Raw genomic sequence first — 17,774 nt, forward strand, 5'->3', positions numbered from 1 at the left:
TCCATTTGAACCAAAATCAACGTCTAAATGAATAATATTTTCTAATTTAGCACTGTCCTAAAAAGGGGAAGTCTACAGTTGTTAATAGCCAATTTAAAAATTATACTTATAGTGCTCAAGGATTTAATGATTTTAATAAAAATTTCGTTGTTAAACAGAATCCTGTCATTTATTTAGACAGTGGTAATTTAATTTTTTTACCCGATAATACTTATATAGAAAACACATCGCTTGCAAACAATTTGCTTCTTAATGAGCGGTTTGGTGAAAATGGAAAAATAAGAAATTCTTTATTTTTCTATACTGAAAAATTTGAAAATGATAATTCAGCCTATTACAAGTATTTTGTTGAACCAGAGGATATTACTTATACAGAGCAAAATTCAATTCAATCAAAAAATTTAAATCTTTCTAATGATTTTACCATTAGTTATGCTATTTCTGAAAATTTATATATTGAATCTAATAATACGCTGACTTTACATAATAAAAACCAAGAAAACCATTTAATATTTAATGGGAGTAATGATATCTTTCAGAATTTAGAACGCCAAGAAAGAGAACTAGAAAGCAAAACACAAATTACTCGTAAAACAGATTATGGTGTAGCTGTTTTTGACATTTATTTAGGGATTAAAAAAGGAAAGGAAAACTTTATAATTTCACCTAATCAATTAGAATTTCAAGAAGAACAAAATACGAAATTAAGCACTAATTATGACACATCTATAGATTATCAAGGAATAGATGCAGCATTTGTTTTTAAAAATAAAAAAACAACCTATTCATTAACAGGAGGTTTTAAGCATTTTAATGAGGTTCTTAACACAAAAAGTACATCAAATTACAATGGTAATACAATAGAAATTGATAGTTTAACGGGCAATAATTTTGCTAAACATTTTGAGCCTCATGCGCAATTTAAGTTAGAAACAGAAGTAGTTAAAAATCTCTTTTTTAGCTCAAAAATAGACGCGAAAATAGATTATTATACCAAAAATAAATTTTTCAACACTTTCTTTCTTTCTAATCCACAGATAAGAATTAATCTTAAAAAAACAAAAACAGGATCTTATTTGTTTAAATATTCTTATAAGACAGAAATCCCTAGACTAAACTACTTTACAGATAATTATATGGTAAACAGTTACCGTAATCTTAAATTAGGAATTAAGGAAGTAAAAGCTTTAAAAAGTCATAATTATCTTTTTAGTTATACGCTCTCAAAAGTAGAGCAACGTTTGCATTTTAATGCTTCAATTTCTTATATACTTTATAAAAATGGTTTATCTTTTTATAATAGGCTTAGTGAAACAACAGACATTTCTAAGTTGACTTATACCGCTGGGGAAAAAACATTAGCGCCACAGGCAAGAATAACAACTTATATTAATCCTTTTCTCACTACACTTAAGTTTGGATATCAACTACGCATTTCAGAAAAACCTGTACAACTTAATGATAACTTTACAATTTTAAACTCTCAGACTTCTTCTTATAGTTTTAACGCAACAACTTTTTGGAAGGGTATTGTTAACTTTAAATTATTAGCAAATTATTCGATTAATCAAACAAAAAGTAAAAATTCTTATGTAAAAAATAAGCGTTATAGATTTAAGTTAGATTCATCTTTTAAGATTTATGATGCTTATTTTATAAATATTGAAAGTAATGCATTTATTGTGGCTTCAGATTTTTATGAAACCAATAGTTTAAATATAGAGTACCGCCTTAAAAATAAAGATTGGAGTTTAGGTCTTACGATTCAAAATATTCTTAATACTAAGGAGTATCTCTTAGAAAATGCTTTTGAGTATTCCCAATCAATTCAAAGTTATAGAGCAATAGAAAGATATGCCTTTATTTATGGTAGCTTTAGATTTTAAAAACCAAATCTATCCTATGGTTTTTTGGGCTCGGCAATTTCTTTTCCGCTGTAGTCTGAATACAGTTTTAATGTACTATACCAATTTTACTTTAAAATGAGCTATATAATTGAACATATTTTTCCAAATCTAATGGCTATTTTAAAATATAATTGGAGACAAAATCCAGCAACGTCATGTTCTACACGAAGCACATCCTCTTTGTCTCTAAAACGATCGTGATGAAAATAAGGAACATCTAATCTGGCCCAAATAGTAGGACGATGGCGATAAAAAGATAGTTCGTTCTCATATTGAATAGATTTGAATTACATGGTTTTGATTAGGTGTTTTGCCAAGGTTGAGGTTCCAGCAATTACGTTTAAAGAATAGCTATAGCTAATAACTACTCTTTCTTCCTTTTGGTTATAAACTTACCTTCAATAGTCGCTTTTCGATGACTTTTTGAATAAAGGGTTCCGGTGAATGTGCCTTCTGCGTGAGTTTTACTAATGGACGTGATTTTAATTTCTGCATGACCTCGCTTTCCGTCTTCACTTTTATTATGATTAGACTGGTACTTCTCGTCAAGCGGAATTTTACCCTTCATGTTTGAGATCGATAAATAGGCACCTTTCTCGTAAATTTTATTCTGTAAAGGTTCTGAGTCCTTAAGCTCAATTATGACTATTATCTTATAATCCGTCATATTTCCCTCAAATTTAGTGGGCAAACTTAAAATCCCTTGTTGACTTCTGGCTTCCATTTCGATGGTACGCCGCCCATCATCAAAAGTAATGGTCGCATAAGCACCAGTCTTTTTTTTAGTTTTGGACGATGATGTATTATCGGTGTCATTTTTAGTTCTGGACAATGATGCATCATCTGCCGCATTTTCAGTTTTTGAATTATCTTTACAACCCACGAGAAGGAATCCGAAGATTCCTAAAAGGATCATTAAGCGTTTTGTTTTAAACATAATTGTATGTTTTTAAATTAATTAATTTCATTTCCGTAAAACGAATAGAAATAGGCATTTACAGTAGTTTCAATTTCTATTCATCAGTTATATTACCACGGCTTTATAATGTTTAAATAGAACTCAATCCAATTTCATAAAAACAAAAATCAACGGCTCAAAACCGGTTTTTGCTCTATCACGACCACTTCTATCGCCTTGAGGAATCTCCTCTAACTTTAAAGTGGTTTCATTAATCTGCATAATCCTAAATTTTGTGATGGGCGGAAAAGGACGATCTTGATAGCGACGACTTTGGGCTAGATCAACATTCAAAATCTTACCATCTACGTGATAACTCCCAATAAAATACTCATGAATCATACAGCTTTCATCGTACCACCGTAATTTCATTTTATGATCTGAAGAAAAGTGCAAGCGGTCTCCCTTTCTACGACATATATTTTGGTAATTTTCAAGCTGACTGTTTGATTGTTTGTTTAAAAAACCCGTTTTCTCAAAGGTCCAACTGCCCCAGAGACTCCCAGGTAATGGCTGTTGTAGCGTTATACAACCCGACATCGTTGTGCAAACAAGTACTAATAAAAGTGTATTTCTGAGTTGTATAATCTTCATTAGTATTTTGTTTTAGCGTGGTTGTAGAATAGATGTCGTTTTGATGATTATTTTATAAAGGTCACGTCCGTTCAATTATTTTTTTGGCCAAAATTTTGGTTTTATCAATCATTCCTTGGGTGTCTTTAGGTTTGTCTTCGCCTGGCATCACCATCACAGAGTGAGATACATAAAAAATATATCCATCGGCAGCCACGCGCAATTGTCCACCACCGAGGTCGCTCCACGAAGCCCTATCGCCAACCCCAGAAACGGATTGCATGTTCCGTTTGGAATAAACCGTTTTATTTTGTTGCTCCCAAGCCTTATCCATTTGACTCTTGGTGCGCTTTCCGCCGCTGGCAAAATTCAGCATTACGGTATACTTCATAAATTTTTCCCCCGAAGCCTCCCAGTTATAAGAGCAAATTGCATCTCTATCTTTTTCTTGTTTTATCTCGATAGCATCAGAAAGATCAAAAACCAACCGAATGTCATCTTCTTTAAGTAGTTGACAGATATCATCCCGTTTGCTCGAACCGGCAAAGCTATCATCATCTTCTAATTGATCTATTTGCTCGATTTGACTCTTTCCGTTTTCTTGACTTTTTTCATCTTTACAGGATGAGTAGAAAAACAACCAATAAAAGCTTGGTGATTTTAGATAAGTTGAATATTACTTTCATTTTTTTCTATGTTTAAAAATTAAAAAACGGTTCTAATTAAAGTGGCATTAAAAACATTCAATCCCTATGGATTATTGGGATTGGCAATCTCTTTTCCATTCCAATCAGAGAACAGTTTTGGGGTGTTGTCTACACTTAAATTAGCGTATTTTAAATTGGATCGTGTTGCATCCTGCACTGTAATCCCATATTCAAAACAATTGCGAAAAACCACGTCGTGAATATTTAAAAATCTTGACCTTTCGAAAAATACAGCACCGTTAGGTTTTTTTGTTGTTCTGCCAGCGTTTTCTATGATTACATGGCCAATTTCATTTAAAGGACTGCTGGACTTCACATTTATTTGCTGCCAAAAACCAGCAACATCCCTTTCCCCGCGAATGGTAATTGGCTTTTCTGCCGTCCCCACCATTATTAATGAAGCCTCTTCAGATATATGTATCCATTTTTGGGACGACATGATTACCTCTGTGCCTGGTGCTACTGTAAAAACACCTTCTTTTATGGTAAAATTATTTTGAAGAAAATAAGGAACATCCAATTTGGCCCAGGTGGCATCACCTCTCATGGTTCCTCCTTCTAGATGGATATAATCTTTATCGTTTCCAGCAAATTTATTGGATCCGTTAAACAATCTTAAACGGCTCGCATCAGAGTGTACCGGTATTTTATTTTTAGTAAAGTTGCAGTTATTCATCACGATGTTCTGCACATCCTTATCAACGCCCTTATAGGTAATCATTCCATAATTTTTACTGTTTGAAAAAGTGCAATGTTCAAGGGTTACACTGCTTTTTTCATTATTGATTACCAAACCAGCTTTTGAGCCACCACCAGCATAATCAATGGTTACATAATCCATAGTATTGGTTATACTAGTACTTTCCGTGCGAACACCCCACCAAAATCCCTTTATTTTTTCTTTCCCTGTTAGGATAATCGGTTTTTCCGCAGTGCCTTTCATTTTAAAGGAAGACTTCGACTTAAAATCCAATCCTGCATCTTGTTCAAAAGCAATCACAACACCGGGCTCGATAGTAAGTTTACCATCAATACGGGTTATACAGGTGATGATATAATCTATCGGGGCTTCAGGATTGTCTTTCAAAACTGCATTGGAGTGTTCGCTAAAATAATTGCATTCCAATAGAATTGCCGCAGCATTAGCTTCTGAAAAATCAGGGCTTGTTGATCCATCTTCTTCTGGGGCGATTTGAGACTTATCATCTTGTTTAGATTTTGGGCTGGTCGCGCCATCGCTATTATTTGGGCTGGTCGGGTTATCAACTTGTTGTGTATCCAATTCTTCGTCAACATTTGTTGTGTTCTCTTTCTTATCATTGCCACAGCTGGCTAGGAAAAAGCCAATTAAAAACAAAAATAATACGGTTTTGAATTTTAGCTGAAGTGTTTTCATTTTTAAAGGATTTTAAAGAGTTATTTAATTTTTAGTTATTTCGACTTCATCGAGACCGCCTTCATCACCTCCACTTTCATATTCACCGCGAATCCAAAATTCAGTAACATTAGAAAGGACGGCTTTTATATCTTCCTTGGTAGCAGGCATTTCATTGTTAAAGTTTCCCTTCATCCAATTGTTATCTGCATCAATTGGAATACTGTAAGCTGTCCAATCTTGTTTCGGGTAGTTTTTAAACGCATAGGTTATCTTCTTTTCGCCATTTTTAAAAATAACATCATTATTCTCAAATTGATCCTTTATAGCTGAATGCTGAAAGAGATTAAAATTGAGTGTTGCTCCGTAAAAATTACTTTTGTCGCCAAGATAAGCTTGTGGAGCAGAAAAATACCACGTGCCCCCAGCTGCGTCGTCTTTAGCGAAAATGTAGCCGTCCTGAACCCCGCCATCAAAAGAAGCTTCAGCCTGCTCCCCTTTGCCGCCATTGGCATCACCTGTTATTTTCCAAACTTCTGTATTTTTCAAAAAACGGCTCTCAACAAGTGCTTCTTTTTTATTGGCATTACCGCAACTGGCAAAGGCAAAACCCACCAGAAGCAGAAATATTAAGGTTTTGAATTTTAGTTGAGGTGTTTTCATTTTTAAAAGGCTTTAAATCTATTTTTGTTATAATTTGATTGTTGTATTTTCATTTTTTTGACTCAAAATTAAATTTTTGTTCGTTTTTTCTATTGTATAGATCTTTACTTTCCGCAAAAAAATAGAAACTATTTTTTAGTAAGTGTAAGTGCGCTGCCATCTCTTTCTACTGCAAGTTTTGTTTTCGTAAGCGATTGAATTTTCCAAGTTTCAGTTTTGTCATTTTGGGTTACTTTGATTTGGTCGGTCCCTAGAAGTTCGTAAGTTCCATTTATACTGGAGCCCGCTATACAATTTCCGTTACTAGGGTTTTCGGCGTAGGGTTTTGTTTGTAAAGAAAAATCTTCTTTAAATTTAAAAAAGGTCTTTTTAGTGCAGTCTGATAAAGAAGGCCAGCCTTCTATATGGTTATAAAACCATTTGCCTATGATCATTTCTGCGATAGCCGCCACATCTGCATTGGCAGAGGCTGCCTTATTCGTTTTAATAGTGTTTCCATTGGAAATCACTCGCTCCCCAGAAACCACAAACGGTTTTTCGGGAAATCCATAAACCATAATTTTTTTAGTGGTTACCTGCTCAATCGGCATAGCTCCCATCCTTCGGTCTTTTCGATAAAAAGAAATAAAATAAGTAGAGTCAATAATCTCTAATTGGATTGTTTGTCCAGATTCGTCTTCTTCTCCATCAAAATTTAATGGAAGCGTACGATTTTGATAAGTCATTTCGAAATTTAATTGCGCTATCTCGGCTCTTGTCAAGGTCGTTGTTGTGGGTTTTAAGCGTACAAAATCAATAGGGCTTTTGGCTTGTTCTGGCTTTAAACGCAAACGTTGGGGATTCACAAACTCAAACTCGCCTCCTATTGGAATTGAACCGGCACCGACAGCTAAACGATTATCCTTGATATGATAGGACGTTGCCGAGCGGCGTTTGTCAAATTCATAAAATATCAAACTGTCTTTGGTAAACTGTATCACTGTAGAATTCTGGGTATTCATTTTGGCTATATTCCATTTTCCTTCCAGACTTTGCGCAAAAGAAGGCGTACTATTCAAAAGAAATGTGCCCATTAGCAGTAAAATCATTGGAATTTTTAATTTTTGCAGGACTATTTTCATTTTAAAGGGCTTTTATAATTTCACTTAACTGTTGGCTTTACAAAGCAACAGTTGCTTATACTTGATCTTACTTTCAACTGCTATTAGTCGAAATCCACACGTATAATATCTGTATCTATTTTACCGTTTGTCAAGGTGGCCTTTTCACCAGTACTCGAGTTATACAAGGTGGCCGAAAAAGTGGCTTTGATATGATTTTCAGTCAATGAAGTGATGGTTAGGGTGGCTTGGCCATCTTCAAAATTGTCATCGATTTTAAAAACAGTATCATTATTATGCCCCTCATCCTCATCTCGAATCAATGACAAGTCCTCATAGGGACTTTCGGCTTCAAGTGTATATTCACCTTCGCCATCTATGAAAACTCTCATCCCTATTGAAAAGTCGCCATTTTTTGATGAGAAAAAGAATAAATCTTTACCATCATGGCTCTCATGCCTAATCTTAGGTCTCATGGAGTCTAGTATGAAATCATAAGCATAATCTATTTGACCATCGGCTTCGGTTTCTATGGTAGCAACAACTTCAGTCCCACCATTATTATTATTATCATTGTTGTCGTTAGTAGGATCTTGATTACCTCCATTATCATTACTGCTACAAGATGCGAATGCAAAAATAAGGAGGATAAACAATGCTTTAAAGCTTTGTGTTGTGCGTATCATAATATGTTCTATTTAAAGGGTTTATTTGATCAAGGTGATTCGAACAAGCGTTGATTGACTCAAAACTTCACCTCATCACGGAAAGTTACTTCTTAAGTAGTCTTTTTTTAGATTCAGATTTCTTCCAAACGTATGTTTTAAAAAAAAATGAAGTTTAAAGTTTCCCTAAGACATCGCTTACTTCATAAGCACTAAGATCAAAATATGTAGGGTCAGATTTTTTTGTAAAAGTGGTAATGTCCATTTGCGTGCTGGGTGTATCTCGGTTTTTTTCAAAGAAAACACTACGTACCATCATTCCTCTAGGAAAGTTTTCATCTACTTTAGCAGATGAGGCTGACGCTGAATTGGTAGAAAAATCTTTAATCTGTCCGCCAAAAAGATGATTTCCGCTTAAATCAATACTGATGTCTTGGGTAACCCAGGCGTACATCTTCATTTTCTCTTTCTTGTTAGTGTAGATGTATTTACGACAGTTGTAACCATTAATCTCTTTTTGTTCTTGAGTTCGTTGCCATTCGCCATTATCGTCTTCTAGATTTACTTGATCTCCTGCTAGTTTTTCACCCAATTTTTGAAAGTTGATCATGGGCATCTTCGTTGCCGTTTTTTCTTTGATACTGATCATATAGGTAGCGGCTCCTTTATAATCGAAGAGGATGCGACTTTCATCTTTATCACCTTCATTCATAATCATGCATTCTCCAGTATCCCCAAAAACCATTTTAATGCTTGAGGTTTCCTTCAACTTTCCATTTTTTTTAAAGCCTCTTGTTTCCATGACCATGGTGGCTTTTACTGGATTTTCTGGCACGGGGTATCGATTGTCGTTTTCATAAGTAATGTCCTCGAGCGCTTTTTTACCTTTTTCTTTTTGAGGTTCGGCATGTTTCTCTCTCATGTCCTTTTCTACTTTTTTCTTTATTTGGCGTTTAATAAAGCCACGTTGTGCTTGTACCGGACCAGCAAAAAGTAATAAAACAAAGGTTACAAATGTAAATAGGCTTATCTTTTTCATCATAAATATTTTTTAATAGTTCATCTTTAATAAAAAAACACCTTTATATTTATGAGTGATTGTTTTCACCTCATCACACAAAGGTGTTTTTAATAAAATAGTTTTTAATTTGTCCAATTCTTTTATAAATACAATTTTACTATTGAAAAATCACACTACATCCGTCTGTACAGTCTGCATTTGTACCATTACCATTGTTGCTAAAAGTATTTGCACTTTCTACTCCAGCTTTTGTAGAAGGCGTCATTGTAGCTCCATTTTCAACAACTAAACCCCAACTATAGCTATCTGAAATAGAACAGTCATTCATAATAAAAGATCCATTGTTGTTATTATTTACCCAAATACTTGAATAACCATATGTACCGCTAGAGCCTCCATTTTTAAGATTTACAAAAGCAAATTCATTCAATGGATTGTTAGAATCAAGATGAATTAAACCCCAATAACCCACTGCATCAACGTTACCTTTAATTGTAATAGGTTCATTACTTGTCCCAATGGCATGCATAGAACCTGAAGAGCTAATATTAATGCCAGCACCAGAACCCATTAAAAATCGAACTCCTGGACTCAATGTCAAGTCATCTTTAATATTTAGACTTCCTTCAATTAAATAAGGAACATTTATATTTTTAACCATTTGGGGTTGATTCATTGATGAACTAAAAACTTCTATATGGTTTTTAGTATTTCCATCCCCATAATCTGAAGCATCGTCTAAAGAGCCAATAATGGACATTGGAATGTTAATAGGGGCATCACCATTACTGCTAAACACATTATTGCTAAAATTTGGAATTAAAGCATTATCTTCAATCGCGAGCCCATAACCTTTACTATTTTTAATAGTAGAATTCTTAAGAGTTAGCTGTCCCGCATTGTTATTATTAACCCAAATGATGGCATTGGAGTATGTTCCGCTTCCACCTCCATCTGCAATACTCACATAATTTAATTCATTATTCGGGTTATTGGAGTCAAAATGCAAAAGATCCCAAAATCCTGGCGAAGCTGTTTTTCCTCTAAGGATAATAGGAGAATCTAAAGTTCCTACGGCATTAAATGAACCCGTATTTTCAACATTAATACCAGCTCCTGCACACATTACAATCTCAACTCCTGCTTCTATTATTAAGTCTGCCTTTACATTAATACCGCCACAAATTTCATAGTCAACACCTGTTCTGTGGTTTATCAAAACTGTTTCGCTATCAATATTAGAATCAATGACAATTATACCTGCCGGTGTATCTGGATTTGGATCACCAGAATCGTCTATAGTATCGTCGTCACTACTACAACTGGTGATTATAGAGCCCACTAAAAGCAATGCGAATAGGGTTTTGAATTTAATTTGAATAGTATTCATTATAATTGGGTTTTTCTGGGTTATACTTTTTTTAAAACTGGGAGTTTTCATTTTTATATTTTAAATTTCACACCGGCTGCAAGCACAAGCTGACCCCCATCAATAATAACATACTTGAGCTCTGCAAACGGTGTGATTTTACTGTCTAAATTTAATTTTGCTCCCCCTCCAAGGTTGAGACCAAAACGGCCATCAGAGCTGGAGTAATCATTACCAAATAAAGTAGATCCATCATAGCTTACTTTAACACTGCTATAATTAAGTCCTCCAAGACCATATACATCAAATTTTTCCTCCTGTATAAAGTAGTAATTGGCATTGGCGTTTACCTCAAACCAGTTCACTTTAACTGGACCAGTTTCTTTGGGGAGGTAGAATATAAAACTTGGAGATATACTTAGCTTGTCCATAATGCCAAATTCTGCATTTGCACCAATACCTATGTTTTCAATTTCGGTACCATAGGCTAGCATTGCTCCAATGTTGGTTTCTATTTCTTGTGCATTTGTGCTTGAGGGAATAAGGCTTATTAGAAATAAGCTTAAACTGGCGATAATTAAATTTTGTTTTTTCATGATAGATTGGGTTTAATTAGGGTCTAGATTTAAATTGATCTCCCTGTGTTAAGACTACAGAAGCTTTCTCCTTCTATAGTCTCAACGAGGATATTTTTCAGAATTAATTAATTTTTTAAAATTTGTTTGGTCAAGCTTTGATGGTTATCTGTAGTGATTTTTACAAAATAACTTCCAGCAGTAAATTGTGAGATATTAATTTCAGATTCTCCTTCCCAAGTTTGTAGGTGCTGTCCCGTGATAGAAAGAAGCTCCACTTTTTGAATGTTATGAGCAGTGGTCTCTAGGTGTAAAACATCTTGAACTGGGTTGGGATAGACTACAAAGTCACTCTCCCCAGGTGTATTGACATTTAGGTTATTGGTAGTTCGTTTATACATTTTAATACCATTACCGTCATAATCTGCTGTATAATAAAGTGTGCCAGCCACTACAGCATGTTCAAAAGTAGCATTAGGAATAGGATCGCTATTTGGTGCAATAGTAGGCGCGATGACTTGTGTTCCTGATGTGCTACCGTCACTTACCCAAAGTTGTCGCCCGTTTGAGCCATCGTCAGCTGTAAAATATAGCCTATCATCATAAGTAAATGTATTGCTTAGTTGATCTGATGTCGTGATGATTTTAACAGTATTAGTTGCTGTCCCATCAGTTACCCATAATCCATAACTATTACCATCATAAGCTCCAAAATAAAGCTGACCGTTATACTCTATAAAATTTCTAGGATTACTATGGCTGCTATTAGTTGAACCAGGATTAATATCTTTGAGCAATACTGTTCCTGCCTCTGTTCCATCAGTTACCCACAGTTCGGTTCCATTGTTCCCATCGTCAGCTTTAAAATAAACCTTGTTGTTATATGCTGTAAAATCTCCAGGTAGGCTGTTAGGAATAGTACTTGTGTTAATGTCTTTTAACATATATGTACCAGCATTTGTCCCGTCGGTTACCCAAGGCTCTTTACCGTGGGAGTCATCTGTTGCTGAAAAATATACTTTATTATTAACTGCATAAAATGAAGTGGGATAACTAGAAGAAGAGCCTGTTTTGATATCTTTGATTAAATTAGTTCCGTTTGTTGTTCCATCAATTCCCCATAGTTCAGTCCCATAGGTATCGTCTTTTGCATTCAAGAGAATTTTTCCGTTAGATTTTACAATTCCACCATTGGTGAAAGGGTTACTACCGCTTGAACCAAAATAAATGTCGGCTATTTGAGTAGTTCCACTTTCTGTTCCATCGGTTACCCAAGGTTCTCTTCCGTTGTAACCATTGTCTGCAGCAAAATAGAGGCTTCCGTTAAGCTCTATAAACGAATATGGACCACTTTCTCCTCCAATTTGTATATTTTTAATAAGGCTTGGCGCTGATCCAACAAATTCATAAAGTTCTCTATTCCAATTGCCTCCCTCATTATGAAGCGCACTAAAAATTAGTTGGTTATTAAAGACCTTGAGATCTCTAGGTTGAGAGCCAGGGTGAGTAGGTGTCACAGTACCTGATAATACATTTGTTGTAGTTCCATCGCTACTCCAAAGCCAATTTTTACCTGTTTGTTGAAAATCTGCAGTAAAAAATACTTCTCCATTATATTCGGTTAAATATTTAGGAGTTATGGCATCTGGACTTACTAGTTCTGGAGTTTGTGCCATAAGGCAGTTGGCAAATAATAAGGCTATCAAAAAGGAACCCGTTTTAGAGAACCCGTTAAGAATTTGTTTTTCTCTTGTTAAGTAATTTTTAAGTTTCATAATTAATTGTTTTTAGTTTAATTTTCTATTTTATTGTTTAAGGTTTCAACTTCTCAAATATTCTTAAACCATTCTTCATATTTTTCACCAAGCCATGGTACAGGTTTTTGTTTTTCGTTAATAGCATTGATTAAGCCCATAACCCATAAATAAAGCAGTCCTAATGATCCTAAAAAACTAACGATCCAACCCAAGATCGGGACCATACCAACTACAAACAAAGCTAATCCTGTTAAGGCTATCCCTAAAGATTGTTTAATGTGGTATGTTGGAAAGACTGCTTTTTTATCATTGTTCATAATAAAGGCTATAATCAAACCTATAAAGGTGATGTAAGCGATGATAGCTATATTTTTATCTTCTGTTACAAGTGCTGTAGATGCATTTGTTGTATGCTGTGTATTGGCTTCCTCTGAAGGCATACTTGATGTATTTGTTTTTGGGTCCATAATATTTTTATTTATACAAATGTTTATTTAAATATCTGATATTCAATGAGCAAATGTGTGAATGGGGCTAAACACTTTATAATAGGTAAGATTTTGGAGGTAACTGGTAATTGCTGTTTTAGCTGTAAATGTGGGCTTACCAATAATCAAAGAATTTAAACCAAATACAAGCTTATTCCTACCAGCTATACATTTTTGTCTTAGTTAATCTATATTTTTAGTATTTTTAGAAAACTCCCAAGTTTAAAAACCTGAATTTATGATTAAGATAGTGCTTATAGATGATGAACCCAAAGCCATAAAAAGTTTAGAATGGGAGATTACTAACTTTTGTAAAGATGTTGAGGTCATGGCTACGTTTACCAAGCCAAAAGAAGCGATTTCTTACTTACAGCATCACGATCCAGATTGTGTATTTTTGGATGTAGAGATGCCTGAAATGGATGGTTTTCAGCTTCTAAATCATTTTAAAAAAAGAAATTTCTGTGTGGTTTTTGTAACAGCATATAACCAATATGCTATCAAAGCTATCAAAGAAAATGCCATGGATTACTTACTAAAACCTATCGATTCTGATGATTTAGTATTTACTATGGAAAAGCTTAAAGCCGATAAAAAAAATGGAAGAACTTATGATGCTCTAGAAGAACGCTTACGTTCGCATACTACTAAACGCATCGCTATTCCTGTTGAAGGCAAGTTAATTTTCTTAAATACAGAAGATATTGTCTATTGTGAGAGTGATGGGAATTACTGTAAAATCCACTTGGCAAATAAAAAGCCTTTATTTATTTCAAAAAAATTAAAAGAAGTCAAATCCCTCTTGCCCGAGGATGACTTTTTTAGAGTGCATAATAGCTATGTTATTAACTTGAAGAGAGTGAGTGAGTATCTAAAAAAGGATGGTTACGTCGTCTTAGATAATCAAAAAGAAATCCCCGTTTCGCGAAATAAGAAGTCTGCTTTTTTAGATAAAATCTAAGCGCAATGGAATTTTTTTCTACCTTTTTCTTTTGGCAATTAATGGTGACTGCATTGTTTATACTCAGTATGATAAGCCTTGTTATTGGGTTTAATTCTAGTGAGAAAAGCTTCTTGTTCTATGCGACCTACACGTTTTTCTTGCTGTTTTATTTTATTCTTGTCTCTCCTTATGATTTCGAGTGGCTCAATCAGCTTTATGCCACACCCTTTAAAGCGCTACGTTGGTATACACAGGTAGTTTACAACTGCTCCTATTTTCTTTTCTTCCTCTATTTTTTAGACATCAAAACCCATATTTACAAGCTTTATAGGTTCTTGATAAAAGTTGTAGGTATAGCTTTTACCGTAGGGACACTGGTTTTTGCATATGCGATGCTTACAAAAGATGCTCCTCTTTTCTCCAATTTTTATATTTATGTCTTTGTGCCTATCGTCTTTTGCTTTGCGGTATATACGCTAATCAGGTCTATGTCACTTCCCGGAAGATTAAAGTATTTCTTTATTATAGGAGGAGGGGTTTTTATCATCTTAGCGATGATGGCACTTTTCTTTCCAATTATGGAATGGCAATTTTTTAATATGAAACCTTTTGCGCTTTTTCATATAGGAATCTACTTTGAGCAGTTCGTATTTGCTGTGGGTTTAGCGTATAAAGTGAAGCAAATGAATACTGCTTTGCTGGAAAAGTCCTTAGAAAATCAACAAATTAAAGAGAAGCAAAATCGAATCTTAGAAGAAAAGCTAAAAGAGAAAGAAAGTGAAATACTCGCCATAACCGCTAAGACGGAAGAAGAACGAGTTTCCCAACTTAAATCTAAATTTGAAGATGAGATACATCACCTACATTTAGCTTCCTTACAAAGTCAGATGAACCCGCACTTTATTTTTAATGCGCTTAATTCGATTAAGGTTTTTTTGATTGAAAATGACAAACAACAGGCGATTTACTACTTAAATAAGTTTTCAAAACTCATCAGGATTATTCTAGAAAGTACCCAAGTAGAAAGCATTACCTTACATGAAGAGTTATCTGTTTTAGAACTCTATGTTAATATAGAAAACATCCGTTTTGAAGATAAAATTAACTTACAGATTAAGAATTCCGAAAAGCTCAACCTTAAGAATATAATGGTTCCGCCCATGATTCTACAGCCTTTTATAGAGAACTCTATCTGGCATGGACTTATGTTGAGAGAAGGAGAGAAAAAGATAAATCTAAGCTTTTATGAAACCCAAGACGGAGTAATGCTTAAAATTTTCGATAATGGAATAGGGCGTCAAAAATCTAGACAAAATGTAGGAAGAAAATTGTTTAAAAAACAATCGGTAGGACTAAAGATTAATCAGGAGAGACTCGATCATTTCAATCAAAAAAGAAACCTCAACTATTCTTTCAAAATAAATGATTTGAAGAAAGAAGATGGGCAAGCTATGGGTACTGAAATAGTTTTTTATTTCAGTAAAAAAAATGAAGAACTCCGTAGTCTTTTAAAAAGTGGAACTTAGTGTCAATAGTTTAAAACTACTTTGAAATCAATAAATAACGAATATTTTTTAATGAGACAATGATCTTAATAAGAACTTAATTTGGATTCTACACATCACTTTTATTTCTCAAAAGTACATCTTCGTAACTTCCTTCGAGGCTCGCTATTTATTGTCATTTTATTACATTCTGGTTTGGCTTTGGCTCAGAAAACATCAAAAATTGATAGTTTAAGTACACTGTTGGAACAAGAAACTAATGACTCGTTAAAAATAATCCACGAGATTGAGCTCTCAAGAGAGATTCATAGAAAGCAACATAGTGAAAAAGAAGAATATAACCACGCTCAAAATGCTATTGAACTAGCCCTTCAATTAAAAGACACGCTTTTATATGCCAGAACGCTAGATAATTTTGGTTTGCTTCATAGGTTTCATCAGCAGTATGATGAGGCTTTAAATTTGCACACTAAAGCTTTTGCCCTTGTGGAAAATAAAAATGTAAAGCCATATTATAAAATGCGGTTTGCTAATAATGCTGGGGTAGCCAGTCGAAATCATCAAAAATACGCCACCGCCGTTTCCTATTATATGAAGGCTTTGAAGGTTGCAGAAGAAGAGAAAAATCTTAAAGATATTTCAATTTCAAGCAATGGAATAGGGAATGCTCTTTCTTATATACCCGGTCGAGAAGAAGAAGCCTTGAGTTATTTTTTACGTGCCCTAGAGGCTGAAAAAGAACGTAAAAATAGTTTGGGATTGGCTATGAATTATCTTTCTATAAGTGACTACTACATTAACAAAAATAATTATAAAATTTCACGCAAATACTTAGATACACTACTCCAACTCAATCAAAAAAGAAAGGATGAATTTGGACTGGCTATTACCTATGAATTTATGGGAATTTCTTACTTGAAAGAAGGTGAAAATTTAGAAAAAGCGGTGGTTTATTTTCAAAATGCATTAACTCGCTTTAAGGTCTTAAACAACAATCATAAACAAGCAGAGATACTCAGGAACTTAGGAAGTCTTCAGTTCAAACGGGGTAATACAGCCCTTGCTGAAGATTATTTTCAAGAGTCGCTCTCATTAGCAAAAGAGATTCAGCAAAATGAATTGGTTCGAGAAAACTCCATGAAATTATCCCAAATTTTAGAAGATGAAGGTAATTATGAGCATGCTTTATATTATTACAAGCAGGCTAATGCCTATGAGGATAGTATACAGCTTACCAATCAAAATGTGAGAATTGAGATGCTCACAAGAAAGTATAATTTAGAGAAGAAGGAAAATCAGATTAAATTACTTCAAAAAGATAAAGTGCTGCAGCAAAATGTGGTAGAAAGTCAACATCAACAATTAGAACGGCGTAGGTTAACAATGGTTCTTTTGGGAGTAGGCTTTTTATTATTATTGGTTATTTTTTTAATGCAATACCGAAATTATCGTACAAAGAAAGAGACCAACGCACGTATTCAACAAGAAGAAAAAGAAAAAATGAATGCGATTTATGAGCGCAACTTGGCACAGTCAGAAATATTAGTGACACGCTTACGGGTTAATCCTCATTTTTTATTTAATAGCCTCAACGCTATCACTTACCTTATACAAAGCGAACAGAATCTTAAAGCCATAAAATATCTTAAAATTTTTAGTCGTTATACGAGAATGGTATTAGAAACCTCTAAGAAACATGTCATTTCTCTACAAGAAGAACTTAAACTTACTGACTATTACTTGATGTTAGAAAAAAACAGGTTTGAGGATGGGTTTGAATTTCGTGTGAGCGGAGATGATTTTCCAGAAATTGATGGAATAGAGATTCCGCCATTATTGCTCCAACCTTTTATGGAAAATGCCATTTGGCACGGATTATTGTCTAGCAAAAAAGATGATAAAGTACTTCATGTAAGTATTGATTCAAAAGAAAATAGTACTCTTATTATTATTGATGACAATGGTATTGGAAGAGAAGAATCTACTAAAAGAGGACATAGAAAAAAGCACAATAGTATGGGAATACAGATCATTGATGAGCGAATAGAATTATATAATAAAAGCTACCCAGGAAAAATAAGCTATGAAATTATCGATAAAAAAGATGAAAATGGTGAAGCCACAGGAACTCAAGTGGTTTTTACGCTATTAAAAGAAAAGGAATAATT

16 protein-coding genes are annotated in these 17,774 nt (G+C 34.1%); 4 read left to right on the plus strand and 12 right to left on the minus strand.

All coding sequences use genetic code 11. The features are described 5' to 3' along the window. Window positions 1-242 precede the first annotated feature (242 nt). Window positions 243-1,886, plus strand: a complete 1,644-nt coding sequence (locus RBU60_RS10165) for a hypothetical protein (protein WP_308864815.1) — start codon at window positions 243-245, stop codon at window positions 1,884-1,886. A 385-nt stretch (window positions 1,887-2,271) separates the two neighbouring features. Here RBU60_RS10165 and RBU60_RS10170 read toward each other — a convergent pair whose 3' ends face one another. From RBU60_RS10170 to RBU60_RS10225, 12 genes are all read right to left on the minus strand, one after another. Next, on the minus strand, window positions 2,272-2,844 hold the full coding sequence (locus RBU60_RS10170; RefSeq protein ID WP_308864817.1) for a hypothetical protein: 573 nt from the start codon (window positions 2,842-2,844) through the stop codon (window positions 2,272-2,274). 123 nt (window positions 2,845-2,967) lie between these two features. After that, a complete protein-coding gene (locus tag RBU60_RS10175) occupies window positions 2,968-3,459 on the minus strand; it encodes a hypothetical protein (RefSeq protein WP_308864818.1) in 492 nt (163 codons plus the stop codon). Window positions 3,460-3,520: 61 nt separating this feature from the next. After that, window positions 3,521-4,078: a hypothetical protein gene (locus RBU60_RS10180; protein ID WP_308864819.1), complete on the minus strand. Its 558-nt coding sequence runs from the start codon at window positions 4,076-4,078 to the stop codon at window positions 3,521-3,523. A gap of 110 nt (window positions 4,079-4,188) precedes the next feature. Next, a complete protein-coding gene (locus RBU60_RS10185) occupies window positions 4,189-5,541 on the minus strand; it encodes a right-handed parallel beta-helix repeat-containing protein (protein WP_308864820.1) in 1,353 nt (450 codons plus the stop codon). Window positions 5,542-5,565: 24 nt separating this feature from the next. Continuing rightward, a complete protein-coding gene (locus RBU60_RS10190; RefSeq protein ID WP_308864821.1) occupies window positions 5,566-6,183 on the minus strand; it encodes a laminin B domain-containing protein in 618 nt (205 codons plus the stop codon). A 128-nt stretch (window positions 6,184-6,311) separates the two neighbouring features. Then, window positions 6,312-7,304 (minus strand): lipocalin-like domain-containing protein, encoded by a 993-nt coding sequence (locus RBU60_RS10195; RefSeq protein WP_308864822.1) that lies wholly within the window; start codon window positions 7,302-7,304, stop codon window positions 6,312-6,314. Between the two features lie 83 nt (window positions 7,305-7,387). Then, complete coding sequence (locus RBU60_RS10200) at window positions 7,388-7,969, minus strand: hypothetical protein (RefSeq protein WP_308864823.1); 582 nt, start codon at window positions 7,967-7,969, stop codon at window positions 7,388-7,390. Between the two features lie 154 nt (window positions 7,970-8,123). Next, window positions 8,124-8,990 (minus strand): DUF4412 domain-containing protein, encoded by an 867-nt coding sequence (locus RBU60_RS10205; protein WP_308864825.1) that lies wholly within the window; start codon window positions 8,988-8,990, stop codon window positions 8,124-8,126. Between the two features lie 136 nt (window positions 8,991-9,126). Then, window positions 9,127-10,359 (minus strand): hypothetical protein, encoded by a 1,233-nt coding sequence (locus RBU60_RS10210; RefSeq protein WP_308864827.1) that lies wholly within the window; start codon window positions 10,357-10,359, stop codon window positions 9,127-9,129. Between the two features lie 53 nt (window positions 10,360-10,412). Further along, complete coding sequence (locus RBU60_RS10215; protein WP_308864829.1) at window positions 10,413-10,934, minus strand: outer membrane protein; 522 nt, start codon at window positions 10,932-10,934, stop codon at window positions 10,413-10,415. A gap of 107 nt (window positions 10,935-11,041) precedes the next feature. Continuing rightward, entirely contained in the window at window positions 11,042-12,688 is a 1,647-nt protein-coding gene (locus RBU60_RS10220; RefSeq protein ID WP_308864831.1) for an ELWxxDGT repeat protein, read from the minus strand. A gap of 53 nt (window positions 12,689-12,741) precedes the next feature. Beyond that, on the minus strand, window positions 12,742-13,137 hold the full coding sequence (locus RBU60_RS10225) for a DUF4870 domain-containing protein (RefSeq protein WP_308864833.1): 396 nt from the start codon (window positions 13,135-13,137) through the stop codon (window positions 12,742-12,744). 259 nt (window positions 13,138-13,396) lie between these two features. Between RBU60_RS10225 and RBU60_RS10230 the strand changes: the two genes are divergently transcribed. The 3 genes from RBU60_RS10230 to RBU60_RS10240 all read left to right on the plus strand — a co-directional run bounded on the left by RBU60_RS10230 (window position 13,397) and on the right by RBU60_RS10240 (window position 17,772). After that, complete coding sequence (locus tag RBU60_RS10230) at window positions 13,397-14,119, plus strand: LytR/AlgR family response regulator transcription factor (RefSeq protein WP_308864835.1); 723 nt, start codon at window positions 13,397-13,399, stop codon at window positions 14,117-14,119. Window positions 14,120-14,124: 5 nt separating this feature from the next. Then, a complete protein-coding gene (locus tag RBU60_RS10235) occupies window positions 14,125-15,627 on the plus strand; it encodes a sensor histidine kinase (RefSeq protein ID WP_308864837.1) in 1,503 nt (500 codons plus the stop codon). An 81-nt stretch (window positions 15,628-15,708) separates the two neighbouring features. Next, window positions 15,709-17,772 carry a tetratricopeptide repeat protein gene (locus tag RBU60_RS10240; protein ID WP_308864839.1) on the plus strand — a complete coding sequence of 688 codons (2,064 nt, stop codon included), beginning with the start codon at window positions 15,709-15,711 and terminating at the stop codon, window positions 17,770-17,772. Window positions 17,773-17,774 lie beyond the last annotated feature (2 nt).

The sequence above is a fragment of the Mesonia profundi genome (genome assembly GCF_031085155.1).
Lineage (GTDB): Bacteria > Bacteroidota > Bacteroidia > Flavobacteriales > Flavobacteriaceae > Mesonia > Mesonia profundi.

What these genes read in the sequence shown, in the direction of transcription:
- RBU60_RS10220 (WP_308864831.1), bottom strand. Translation starts at nt 12,688, where the DNA reads ATGAAACTTAAAAATTACTTAACAAGAGAAAAACAAATTCTTAACGGG.
- RBU60_RS10195 (WP_308864822.1), bottom strand. Translation starts at nt 7,304, where the DNA reads ATGAAAATAGTCCTGCAAAAATTAAAAATTCCAATGATTTTACTGCTA.
- RBU60_RS10185 (WP_308864820.1), bottom strand. Translation starts at nt 5,541, where the DNA reads ATGAAAACACTTCAGCTAAAATTCAAAACCGTATTATTTTTGTTTTTA.
- RBU60_RS10215 (WP_308864829.1), bottom strand. Translation starts at nt 10,934, where the DNA reads ATGAAAAAACAAAATTTAATTATCGCCAGTTTAAGCTTATTTCTAATA.
- RBU60_RS10170 (WP_308864817.1), bottom strand. Translation starts at nt 2,844, where the DNA reads ATGTTTAAAACAAAACGCTTAATGATCCTTTTAGGAATCTTCGGATTC.
- RBU60_RS10205 (WP_308864825.1), bottom strand. Translation starts at nt 8,990, where the DNA reads ATGATGAAAAAGATAAGCCTATTTACATTTGTAACCTTTGTTTTATTA.
- RBU60_RS10210 (WP_308864827.1), bottom strand. Translation starts at nt 10,359, where the DNA reads ATGAATACTATTCAAATTAAATTCAAAACCCTATTCGCATTGCTTTTA.
- RBU60_RS10190 (WP_308864821.1), bottom strand. Translation starts at nt 6,183, where the DNA reads ATGAAAACACCTCAACTAAAATTCAAAACCTTAATATTTCTGCTTCTG.
- RBU60_RS10225 (WP_308864833.1), bottom strand. Translation starts at nt 13,137, where the DNA reads ATGGACCCAAAAACAAATACATCAAGTATGCCTTCAGAGGAAGCCAAT.
- RBU60_RS10200 (WP_308864823.1), bottom strand. Translation starts at nt 7,969, where the DNA reads ATGATACGCACAACACAAAGCTTTAAAGCATTGTTTATCCTCCTTATT.
- RBU60_RS10175 (WP_308864818.1), bottom strand. Translation starts at nt 3,459, where the DNA reads ATGAAGATTATACAACTCAGAAATACACTTTTATTAGTACTTGTTTGC.
- RBU60_RS10230 (WP_308864835.1), top strand. Translation starts at nt 13,397, where the DNA reads ATGATTAAGATAGTGCTTATAGATGATGAACCCAAAGCCATAAAAAGT.
- RBU60_RS10235 (WP_308864837.1), top strand. Translation starts at nt 14,125, where the DNA reads ATGGAATTTTTTTCTACCTTTTTCTTTTGGCAATTAATGGTGACTGCA.